Source organism: Massilia sp. Masssp94 (assembly GCF_059491305.1).
The window spans coordinates 2,509,893-2,520,134 of record NZ_CP168501.1 but is presented as its reverse complement, the minus strand read 5'-3'; the positions used below and the strand labels follow the sequence as shown (position 1 = coordinate 2,520,134).

The window sequence follows — 10,242 nt, the reverse complement described above, 5'->3', positions numbered from 1 at the left end:
GCGGTTGTGCAGGGAAGGAGTGCGTTCTTACCTGGGGAGATCTCGCCTCACGCCTGAAAGGGCGACGAAAAAAAAAATCGGAGCGAGAAGTCAGCAGAGGCCGTAGTAGCTGAGTTTTTTTTTTTTTTTTTTTTTTTTTAAGCGAAGGGCCGAACGAGTAGGAGTGTCCAACAACGTGTCGATGAACTGTGTACGGCATCAGATGCCCGCAAAAGCGGGGCGGGTCGCGGCAAGGCGGGGTGAAGCCCCGTCCCAAGCGTCCAGCGATGAAACACGGCTCCCGCGACAGGGACTGGAAGGCACAGGGCGAGACTTGCTCACGCAAGCGCTCGCGAGGGAGAACATGCAACGCGCGTGGAAACGCGTGAAGGCGAACAAGGGAGCCGCAGGCGCCGACGGTCTGGACATTGCCCAAACCGGACAACGCCTGAAGCACGCTTGGCCCACCATCAGGCAGCAACTGATGGAAGGCACGTACCGGCCCATGCCGGTACGGCGCGTCGGCATACCGAAGCCGGACGGGAGCGAGCGTGAACTGGGGATACCCACCGTGACCGACCGTTTGATTCAGCAGGCGCTGTTGCAGGTGCTGCAACCCCTGATCGATCCCACTTTTAGTGAACACAGCCACGGGTTCCGGCCCGGCCGTCGTGCGCGAGATGCCGTGCTTGCAGCACAGTGGTACGTGCAGCAGGGCTACCGCACCGTGGTCGACGTCGATCTGTCGAAGTTCTTCGATCGAGTCAACCACGACATTCTGATCGACCGTCTAGGGAAACGCGTGAAGGACGCCGGAATCATCCGGCTAGTGCGCGCCTACCTGAACGCGGGCATCATGAATGGCGGCGTGGTGCTCGAGCGGGGAGAAGGGACGCCGCAAGGCGGTCCGCTTTCTCCGCTACTGGCCAATGTGCTTCTCGACGAGGTGGATCGTGAGCTGGAGCGACGGGGACACCGCTTCGCCCGCTATGCCGATGACTGCAACGTGTACGTGCGCAGCCAGAAGGCAGGCGAGCGGGTGATGGCTCTGCTCAAGCGTCAATATGACAAGCTGCACTTGAAGATCAACGAATCGAAAAGTGCGGTAAGCCAGGCGTTTGGCCGCAAATTTCTCGGCTACGAGCTTTATATGACCGGAAAAGGCGAGGTAAAACGTGCGGTGTCGAAGAAGGCGCAGGAGGCGTTTCGGCAAAAGATCAGAGAACTCACCCGCCGGTCCGGCGGACGCAGCATCATGCAGGTGATTGAAAGCCTGCGCTCTTATGTGCTGGGATGGAAAGGCTACTTCGGTCTGGCGCAAACCCCAAAGGTCCTAAACAGGCTGGATGAATGGATGCGGCACCGGATGCGAGCACTTCACCTCAAGCACTGGAAGCGAGGGACGACGATCTACCGTGAACTGCTGAAGCTAGGGGCAAAACCGAACGTTGCACTGCTGGTGGCAAGAAACAGCCGTCGCTGGTGGCATAACAGCAAGTTTGCCTTGAACAATGCGCTAACGATTGCCTACTTCGACCGTCTTGGCATGCCACGCCTCACCTAACCTCAACTACTCGAACCGCCCGGTGCGGACCCGCACGCCGGGTGGTGTGGCAGGGGACCGGCCAGACAACTGGCCGCCCCTATGCCGATCCGGTGCCTGCCGGCCTCAGTGCTGGTAGACGTTGGTCCAGTTGCCCGAGCCCGTCTGGTTGACGTTGGCCACGTAGCCTTCGCCGGCCTGGCTGACCGTCGCGGTGTTGCTGCTGCCGATCTGCGCAATCGTGGCCGCGTTCCTGGCGCCGGTCTGGATCAAGCTGGCCAGGTTGGTGTTACCGATCTGGCGGATGTCGGCGACCTGGCCGTCGCCGGTCTGGCTGACGTCAGCGGTGTTGCCCGATCCCTCCTGCCGAAGCGTGAGCGAGTCATCCCAGCCATTGCTCTGGACCGTACTTGCGCTGTTCGAGGTGCCGGTTTGTACGATGGTCGGGCCGGCGGCGTAGGCACTGTCGGTGATGACCGATGCGATATTTCCATCGCCGGTCTGGGTGACCTTCGGACCGTAGTACACGCCGTCCCGCTGGACGACCGTCACCCTGTTGCCCGTGCCGGTCTGCGACGTCTGGACACTCGTGTCGCCGCTGAGACTCTGTTCCACGCGGGCGACGTTACCGGTGCCGTTCTGGTCAACGACGACAGGGCTGGACGTGACGATGGCCTGCGTGATCGCGGCATCGTTCCCGTTCCCGCGCTGTGTGATGCTGGTGTCGAACCGACCGTACACCCTCACGCCGTCCTGCGTGATCCCTGCATTGTTTCCCGTGCCGTTCTGGCTGACCACGGCGGTCACGCCGCTGTTGGTGTCGCGCTGGAAGACGCCGCTGCTCGTGGCGCCGGGGCCGCCCACGTGGTTGTTGTTGCCAATCTGCGTGATCGATGCCGTCGTGAGCGGCCCTTGCGGGTCGTATGGTGTCAGGCCGACCTGTTCCGCGGCTGCGGTGTTGCCGCTGCCCTGCTGCGTGACCGTAATGGCCTGGCTCGATGCGACTTGGCACGCGCAGGCCAGGCTGATGCCGAGCGCGATGGTCGAGAGTGCGAGTTTCATGGAGTGCTCCTCGAAGTGGACAGGGGCGTTATCGAAAGCGATTCAGCGGCCCCTAATGCTGAACGATGGTGGCCGACTTGCCGTTGCCATACTGGGTGATGCGCGCATAGCCTTGCTGGCCGTACTGCTCGATACGGGCCGTGTTCGACATGCCCTGCTGGTCGATGCCGGCGCGGTTGCCTGCGCCTGCCTGCAGGATGCTGGCCGTGTTCCGCTGGCCGCTCTGCCACACGGAGGCTTCGTTGTCGATGCCCGTTTGCAGCAGGCTGGCGCCGTTGTCGCTGCCCGCTTGCGACACCGCTGCCCGGCTTTGTGCCGGAAGGGATGCCGCGGCAATGACCGTGGGCCGCACATCGAGTTCGGACGGGGCGAGATCGCCCGCGCGGGCGCCCGCGAGGATGCCGCCGGCCAGCAGCAGGCCGCAGGCGCCGTGCCGCAGCGCGTTCATGGCGCTCTCCCTGCGGCGGCCAGGTAGCGCCGCAGCACCGGATCGGCCATCCCGGCGTCGTCCTGCAGCGCCCAGTTCCCGGCCCGGATGCCCTGCGCGATCAGGTGCACCACGGCGGCCTCGATCGCCTCGCCGACGCACAGCTGCGTCGGCTCGTTGCGGGTCGTGCCGGCCTCGAATTCCGCCAGGTCCTTCACGTTGACGAACTTGAAGACGCTCGGATGCAGCTCGTACGAATAAATGGTCTTGGTGGTCGACACGCTCTGCAGGATCTGGCCCCCGCGGATATCGACTGTGCGCAGGTTGACCGTCACCTGGTCGACCCGGTACTGGGTGCTCATCCCGATACCGAGGAAGCGCGCGCCCACGCCGCCGGTGCGCACATTGCTCTCGTAGGCGACGACGCCGCCTTCGATCAGGACCGAGGCCGCCAGCAGGGGCGGCATCTGCACGGGCGGCGTCCCCGCCGGCTGCGGCATCTCCAGCGCGCGCACGATCTTGCGTTCGGTGAGCAGGTTCTGCAGGTTCTCGCGTTCCACCGGAATGAACCAGCCCGAGTCCTGCAGCGCGCGGATCAGCATCGACGACGCGCCCTGCGTCACCGCGGTGGAAAAGGAGCTGTCCGGCGCCGGCTTGTACTGGCCCGTCTGGTCGCGGATGCCGTACACGGCCACCGCGATCTTGCCCTTCGGCGGCGGCAGGGCCAGCAGGTCGCGCGTGACGGCGGTGGCGGGCGTCAGCCGGGCATTGTCCCGCACCGTCGAGGGCACATGGGCGCATCCGGCCAGCGCGCACAGCAGTGCCAACACGGCCAGCCGCGCGTTCATTGTCCCACCTCGAACGAGGTGACGGCGCCGGTCGCCTTGTCCGTCGTGGTCACGCGCAGCAGGCCGCCGCCCAGGTCGGTCACCGTGATGACGAAGTTTTCGGTCGAAAATGTCCCCGGCACGAGTTTGCCGTCCGCCCCCATCAGCTTCGACGTCGCGGCGGACGCGAGCTGGCTCAGCATCATGCGTTCGAGCGTCTGGTTGAACTGTTCGAGAGGGGACTGGTTCAGCGGCGACGATCCGCCGAGGCCCGACAGGCCATGCTTGTTGGTCGCCGACGCCGCACCGAGCAGGCCCGGACCGTTGGAGGGCGCGCCGCCGAAATTCGGGTTGACCGGCACGTAGACCAGTTCGGAAGCGCACGCGGCGGCGCCCCAGAGCACGAGGCTGCAGGCGACAGGCAGGGACAGTCGGTGGGACATGGCTCACTCCTTCATGCGGGGTCAGAATTCGTCGGGCGCGAGGTCGGCATCGAGGATGAGCGTGCGTTGGCGCTCGATGTCCAGGACGGCCTGGTAGGCGCTCTCGGCGGCGTTTTCGCCCAGCGCCATCAGCGCCGTGCGCGTGGGCGGCAGTTGCACCTGGAGCACCCGGCGCGGGCCGTACTCGACCCAGACCAGCGTGCCCCAGCGTGCCGACGGGCGCTCGCGGATGGCGATCGTGTAGCGGTCGCTGCCGGGCTTGTCGAGCCAGGCCGTGATGAAGGAACGGCAGAACTCATGACCCGCCACCGTGATGGGCTGGCTTGTCACGATGCCCCAGCCGTCCGGGTCGGGATCGCGCCCGCTGGCCTGTCCGGCGATGGCGCAGGTGGCGAGCAGGCATGCGAGGTGGCGGGCAATCCGGATCATCTGCAACCTTCATTGCTCAAAAGTTATAAAATAAGCAATATGGATAAGTGCAGTGTATCGAACGGACGAGCCCGGCCCATGACCACCGTCAGACCTCGAGGGGGTGCCGCGTTGTTTGATCAGAGCGGTGGACGCGGCAGATCGACCCATGCCTGGACCGACGCCCGCTCCCATTGTCTCTTCGCGTAGTCGGCAAGCCGCGCCGGCACGGCATCGCCGTTCAGGACGAGGCGATTCAGCATCACCGCGAGATCCACATCCGCGATACACCAGGCATCGAACAGGTGCGCGCGGTCCTGGGACAACAGCGTCTCCGCGACCTTGAACAATTTTTGCGCGGCCTGCTGCGCGACGTCGGACAAAGGCGCATCGGATGGACGATAAAACAGCACTTCCGTCGTACGCTCCTGGCGGATGGGCAGCAGGTCGCTTCTCAACCACGCCTGGATTTGGCGGGCGCGCGCTTTTGCCTCGGGCTCGTCGGGATACAGGGCGGTACCGGAATACACCTCATCGAGGTATTCCGTGATTGCCGAGGACTCGGACAAGCGAAAGTCGCCGTCGACCAGCGTCGGCACGCGCTGTGTCAGCGATGTGGCGGCATAGTCCGCCGAGCGGTTCGCACCCGCCCCCAGATCCAGCGTTTGCATATCGAACGGAATGCCTTTTTCCTTGAGCCCGACAAACACGGACATTGCATAGGGACTGGCATATTGGGCGTCGACGTAGAGAAGCATGAGGGTCCTTCGGCACCGTGGCCACTGTTGTTGGACAGAAAACGATAACACTAGATTATCTTTTTTGCACAGACACGGAACGCCATGCTCCGGATACCGGGTTCGACTCCCGGTGGATGATCAATGCACGAACGCCAGCTTGCCGAAATGCCGCGAACCCGCTGCCAGCTCGGCATAAGCCGCTGCCGTCTCGTCCAGGCCGAACCGCCGGTCGACTACCGGCACGATCCGGTGCGCCGCAATCGCCCGCACCGCTTCCTTCAGGTCCGCCACTGATCCCGTACTGTTGCCCACCACGCGCAAGGCCTTGCCGATGATGGAGAACAGGTTGACCGACGTCGCCGCGCCCGACAGGAAGCCGACCGTGAACACGGTGCCGCCCGTCGCCGCCGCGTGCAGCGAGCGTTCGAACGTGGCGTCGCCGACCGTCTCGACGACGAGGTCGGCGCCGCGCCCTTCAGTGATCGCCAGCACCGCCTTGTCCCAGTCCGGCGTCGCGCGATAGTTCACGAAGTGATCCGCCCCGAGCGCGCGTCCGCGCTCCAGCTTCTCATCGGATGACGACACGAGAATGACCGTCGCCCCGCTCGCCTTGGCGAACTGCAGCGCGAACATGCTGACCCCGCCCGTGCCGAGAATGACGACCGCGGAACCGGGCCGCACGGACGCCGAACGCACCGCATTCCACCCCGTCGTCGCCGCGATCGGCAGCGTCGCGCCCTGGGCAAAATCGAGGTGTTCCGGCAGCCGCACGGCGCTCTTCGCTGGCACCGCCACGTATTCCGACAGCGACCCGGGGCGCGTGATCCCGCGCATGGCCGCGATCCGTTCCGGCCGCATCGGCCCGTCGAGCCAGTCCGGCATGAAGTGCGGCACGACACGGTCGCCGAGCGCGACGCCCTCCACGTCCGCACCCAGCGCGACGATTTCTCCGGCCCCATCGGCGACAGGCACCATCGGCAAGGTCGCGCCGGGGAAGCTGCCCGTCGCGACGGCGACGTCGATGTAGTTCAGCGCGGCCGCGCGCAGGCGGATGAGGACGTCGCCAGGCCCGGGCTGCGGATCGGGCAAGGAAACGCGGCGGAACGCGGTCAACGACGGTTCGACAAGCTGGATGGCATACATGGCGTTGGCTCCTGTGAAATGAGACGCCCAGTGTGATTGCCAACGGAAAAACGATAAACTCGGCTTTTCTTGCAACATTTCCAACCAGGACTTGCGAATGGATTTGCTGGACAGCATGAAGGTCTACGTGCTCACCGTCGACAAGGGCAGCCTGAGCGCGGCTGCGGACGCGTGCGGCATGTCGGCGACCATGGCCGGCAATCATGTGCGCGCGCTCGAGCAGCGGCTCGGCATGCAGCTGATGCACCGCACGACGCGGCGCCAGCACGTGACGGCATTCGGCGAGGAATACTATGCGCGCTGCAAGGAGATCCTGCGGCTCGTGGCCGAGACGGATGCCCAGGCGCACACGATGCGGCTCGCGCCCGCGGGCAAGTTGCGCGTGAGCGCGCCCGTCACGTTCGGCACCGAGGCGCTGGCGCCGGTGCTGTCCGATTACCTCGTCCGCTATCCGCAAGTGGATGTCGAACTGGATATTTCCGATCGCTTCGTGGACCTGATGGAAGACGGCTACGAGGCCATCATCCGCGTCGGCCAGTTGCCGCCGGATGCGAACGTCGTCGCCCGGCCACTGGCGCCGTACCGGCTGATGCTGTGCGCGTCGCCCGACTATCTCGCGCGGCGCGGCGTCCCCGCGAACCCGGCCGACCTGGCCAGTCACGACCGCCTCGCGTTCGGCGCGGCCAGCATCAACCAGTGGCGCTTCCAGCACGACCACGACGTCTGTCAGGTGCCCGTCACCGGCCGCGTAAAAATCAACAACGGGCAGGCCTTGCGCACCGCGGCGCTGCACGGGCTCGGGATCGTGCTGCAGCCGACAATCCTGCTCGAGCCCGACGTGCGGGCGGGGCGGCTCGTCCAGCTGTTTCCCGAATACGGGTTGCCGGAGCGGCCGATGCACATCGTCTACCTGCCGGACCGGTATCGCTCGCCCAAGCTGCGCAGTTTTATTGATTTCATCGTTGAACGTTTTGGAGCGCCGAACCCATGACCGCACTGCTCATCATCGATATGCAAAAAGGCATGCTCAGCCCCACGCTGCCGCCCCGGAACAATCCACAGGCCGAAGCCAACATCGTCCGCCTGCTGGCCGCGTGGCGGGAGCGCGGCGAGCCCGTCGTCCTCGTGCGCCACATCAGCCGCGCGCCGACGTCGGTCTTCGCGCCCGGTCAGGGCGGCGCCGAGTTCCAGCAGCGGTTCATGCCGTTGCCGCACGAGCACGTCGTCGAAAAGAACGTGCCGGACGCCTTCGTCAACACGGGACTCGAACGCTGGCTGCATGCGCGCGGCATCCGCGACGTCGTCATCGCCGGCGTGAGCACGAACAATTCGGTCGAGGCGACGGCGCGCACGGCCGGCAATCTCGGGTTCTCGACGGTCGTCGTGGCGGATGCCTGTTTTACCTTCGAGAAGACGGATTTCGGCGGCACCTTGCGCAGCGCGGAGGAGGTTCATCTGATGGCGTTGGCGAACCTGCATGGCGAGTATGCGGACGTGCGCGCGACCGACGAGGTCCTGCGTTTGGCCGCTTAGAACTTTGTGACGAATTCTCTATTGGTCGGGAGCAGGTCTTGATCGACCAGCCTGGTCTCGATCGCGTTCGCCTTTTTGATGTGCTCAGGATTTTGCGCGTCGAAGGTTTCCGCTACGGTAATGATGAGGCTGCCTTGCTGGGCTTTACCTTTGTCATCCATGATCTTGATGACGTCAGCCGCTTCCGGAACCTGATGGGCATTGATCGCAAACGGTAGATAGAGCATCCAGCCTGCGCCAGGTCTGTCCGGGAAAACACTATTGTCCGAATAATCCGCTGGACCGACTTGGACAAGCATAGGTTTCCATATGCCGACGATATTATGAGTCAATTTGATAATATTTCGATAATCCTGCAGGGCTCCGACGTTTCGGGTTCGAAAACGCAAACGAGACGGAATCCGACCCGTGTCGTAACTGGTCGTATAGGTTGCGCCCTCGTCACCTTCTTTGCCGTTCCAAACACCTAAGCTTCTCAGATCTGTGGCAAGGTTATCCTTGTCAGCTTTGGCCATTGCAAGTGCTGCCATGCTTGGGCCGGTGTCTGTGAATGCGCTGTTCAGTAATGCTTGCTCTTGCGTGTCGGCTGGTGGGTACCATTCATCAAGAGGAAAGCCAAGGCTCTGCAAGGCAATGGCAAGTTTCCACAAATCTGTATATTGCGACTCGATTGAAGGGAGGACCGATCCGGTTCTGAAGTTGCAGCTAATTGTAAGGTTATAGCTCATGGCGTGAGGAAGGTGACAACAGGGAGAAAGGACTCTCGAAATTGCTTCGCGAAATAAGCACGGCTCAGTGGCTGCATAAAATGCCAGTGCAACTCTGAAGGTGGCGATGCGTCGATAACTTTGCTTTGGCGTCCTGCTTCGTCGAGGATTTTTTGCAGTCCAGTGTATTCAAAGAAAAATTTTGGCTCCATGGCCGACTCAAAAAATTGGTCGTAAAGTGCCTTTGCCTCTAACAGCAAGCATCCCTGTGACTTAAAGCCATCAAAATCGATGCCTTGAAAATTCCATTCTGTGTAGGGCGCGAAACCAGAAATACGGGCCTGATAAGCTCGCGATACCTCGGACATACTCCAGTTGCGCTTGACCAGCATACCGCCATCCGGCGGACACCTGTCACACCTATCTTTTGTCTTGGCATGTGTCCCAGCCTCCGCAATCGGCGCAGATTTGGCCTTGTCCGCAGATTCGACCTTGTTCTTGTTCACTTCATTGACCGCGACCGCACCGGCACCGGCAACAGCGGCAACACCGAGCGCCCGCAACAGGGCGCCGCCGGCGGCTTCGAGGATGGGAACTGCGAGCGCTGCCATTAATTCTCCCTCAGTCTGGACTTCACCCACGCGATCATGTCGGCGAACCGTTGTTCGACCGGCTGGCCCGGTTTCCTGAGCCAGGCATCGATCGCCGGTTCACGATAAAAATTCGGGGCAAAGGCTTCGTAATAAAGAAACTGGGTAATCGCGCCGCCATCCGTGAAACCCAGCGCTACGGCGTGCGCATACGCGCGTTCGAGGCGGTCCGGCAAACCCCTGTCGCTTGCGAGTTCGGGATGTTCCCTGACGATGTTCTTGCAGACTTGCTTGATGTACTGACGCTTTTCCAGCAGGTCCAGATGCGAGAGCTGTTCTTCGCTCAGTTTAAGCACGAGGCCCTCCCATGCATACTCTGCGGCCATCGTGGATGAAGTGCCATTCGTCGATGAGGTGGACGAACTCGGCGCGCTGCGCGTTGTTCATCGTCTGCATCAGGTTGCCCAGGACGCGCGGATCGTAGAACCGCAGCAGTACCTTGCGGCCATCCGGCAGTTGCGCGTCGAGTTTGAGTTGCAGCAGTTGGCTCAGACCTTCCAGATCGATCGCAGAGACTAACCACGATACCGATGGCAGCGCTTGCTCAAGGTCGTGCAGCGACTGCAACTGGTCAGGCGCCCTGACGACGTCGATGAGCCACGGGCCGGCGTGAGCGAGAGGCTCATCTTCCGTACCGAGAAAAATAGGACGGTTGATGCCGCGCTGATAAACCAGTCGCTGCCCGGTATGCTGTTCATACTGGAAGCCGTCAACCAACGCATAGAGCCATAAGGCAGTGTCAGCCTGTTGAAGGGCCCGGAAGTGCTCGACGATATCCAC

14 protein-coding genes are annotated in these 10,242 nt (G+C 62.9%); 3 read left to right on the top strand and 11 right to left on the bottom strand.

Annotation, left to right across the window (positions count from 1 at the left end; all coding sequences use genetic code 11):
* The first annotated feature begins 181 nt into the window (after positions 1-181).
* On the top strand, positions 182-1,543 hold the full coding sequence (ltrA, locus tag ACEN9G_RS11115) for a group II intron reverse transcriptase/maturase (RefSeq protein WP_413345805.1): 1,362 nt from the start codon (positions 182-184) through the stop codon (positions 1,541-1,543).
* A 105-nt stretch (positions 1,544-1,648) separates the two neighbouring features.
* Here the strand turns inward: ltrA and ACEN9G_RS11110 are convergent, their stop codons facing one another.
* The 7 genes from ACEN9G_RS11110 to ACEN9G_RS11080 all read right to left on the bottom strand — a co-directional run bounded on the left by ACEN9G_RS11110 (position 1,649) and on the right by ACEN9G_RS11080 (position 6,572).
* Positions 1,649-2,584 (bottom strand): hypothetical protein, encoded by a 936-nt coding sequence (locus ACEN9G_RS11110; RefSeq protein ID WP_413340434.1) that lies wholly within the window; start codon positions 2,582-2,584, stop codon positions 1,649-1,651.
* A gap of 52 nt (positions 2,585-2,636) precedes the next feature.
* A complete protein-coding gene (locus tag ACEN9G_RS11105) occupies positions 2,637-3,032 on the bottom strand; it encodes a hypothetical protein (protein ID WP_413340435.1) in 396 nt (131 codons plus the stop codon).
* On the bottom strand, positions 3,029-3,859 hold the full coding sequence (locus ACEN9G_RS11100) for a CsgG/HfaB family protein (RefSeq protein WP_413340437.1): 831 nt from the start codon (positions 3,857-3,859) through the stop codon (positions 3,029-3,031). Before ACEN9G_RS11100 ends, ACEN9G_RS11105 begins: the two co-directional genes overlap by 4 nt.
* Entirely contained in the window at positions 3,856-4,281 is a 426-nt protein-coding gene (locus ACEN9G_RS11095) for a curli assembly protein CsgF (protein ID WP_413340439.1), read from the bottom strand. Before ACEN9G_RS11095 ends, ACEN9G_RS11100 begins: the two co-directional genes overlap by 4 nt.
* Before the next feature lie 21 nt (positions 4,282-4,302).
* Positions 4,303-4,710, bottom strand: a complete 408-nt coding sequence (locus ACEN9G_RS11090) for a CsgE family curli-type amyloid fiber assembly protein (protein WP_413340441.1) — start codon at positions 4,708-4,710, stop codon at positions 4,303-4,305.
* Between the two features lie 119 nt (positions 4,711-4,829).
* Complete coding sequence (gene yfcF / locus ACEN9G_RS11085) at positions 4,830-5,447, bottom strand: glutathione transferase (protein WP_413340442.1); 618 nt, start codon at positions 5,445-5,447, stop codon at positions 4,830-4,832.
* A gap of 120 nt (positions 5,448-5,567) precedes the next feature.
* Positions 5,568-6,572 carry a zinc-dependent alcohol dehydrogenase family protein gene (locus tag ACEN9G_RS11080; protein ID WP_413340443.1) on the bottom strand — a complete coding sequence of 335 codons (1,005 nt, stop codon included), beginning with the start codon at positions 6,570-6,572 and terminating at the stop codon, positions 5,568-5,570.
* Positions 6,573-6,669: 97 nt separating this feature from the next.
* Between ACEN9G_RS11080 and ACEN9G_RS11075 the strand changes: the two genes are divergently transcribed.
* On the top strand, positions 6,670-7,563 hold the full coding sequence (locus ACEN9G_RS11075; RefSeq protein ID WP_413340445.1) for a LysR family transcriptional regulator: 894 nt from the start codon (positions 6,670-6,672) through the stop codon (positions 7,561-7,563).
* Positions 7,560-8,105 (top strand): cysteine hydrolase family protein, encoded by a 546-nt coding sequence (locus ACEN9G_RS11070; protein ID WP_413340447.1) that lies wholly within the window; start codon positions 7,560-7,562, stop codon positions 8,103-8,105. The genes ACEN9G_RS11075 and ACEN9G_RS11070 overlap by 4 nt, the downstream gene beginning before the upstream one ends.
* Here ACEN9G_RS11070 and ACEN9G_RS11065 read toward each other — a convergent pair.
* The 4 genes from ACEN9G_RS11065 to ACEN9G_RS11050 are packed head-to-tail and all read right to left on the bottom strand — an operon-like array spanning position 8,102 to position 10,242.
* Positions 8,102-8,833 carry an Imm52 family immunity protein gene (locus ACEN9G_RS11065; RefSeq protein ID WP_413340449.1) on the bottom strand — a complete coding sequence of 244 codons (732 nt, stop codon included), beginning with the start codon at positions 8,831-8,833 and terminating at the stop codon, positions 8,102-8,104. The genes ACEN9G_RS11070 and ACEN9G_RS11065 overlap by 4 nt on opposite strands.
* On the bottom strand, positions 8,830-9,423 hold the full coding sequence (locus ACEN9G_RS11060; RefSeq protein WP_413340451.1) for a restriction endonuclease fold toxin 5 domain-containing protein: 594 nt from the start codon (positions 9,421-9,423) through the stop codon (positions 8,830-8,832). The genes ACEN9G_RS11065 and ACEN9G_RS11060 overlap by 4 nt, the downstream gene beginning before the upstream one ends.
* Positions 9,423-9,758, bottom strand: coding sequence for a hypothetical protein (locus tag ACEN9G_RS11055; RefSeq protein ID WP_413340453.1), 336 nt, complete (start codon positions 9,756-9,758; stop codon positions 9,423-9,425). Before ACEN9G_RS11055 ends, ACEN9G_RS11060 begins: the two co-directional genes overlap by 1 nt.
* Complete coding sequence (locus ACEN9G_RS11050) at positions 9,751-10,242, bottom strand: DUF4123 domain-containing protein (RefSeq protein ID WP_413340455.1); 492 nt, start codon at positions 10,240-10,242, stop codon at positions 9,751-9,753. Before ACEN9G_RS11050 ends, ACEN9G_RS11055 begins: the two co-directional genes overlap by 8 nt.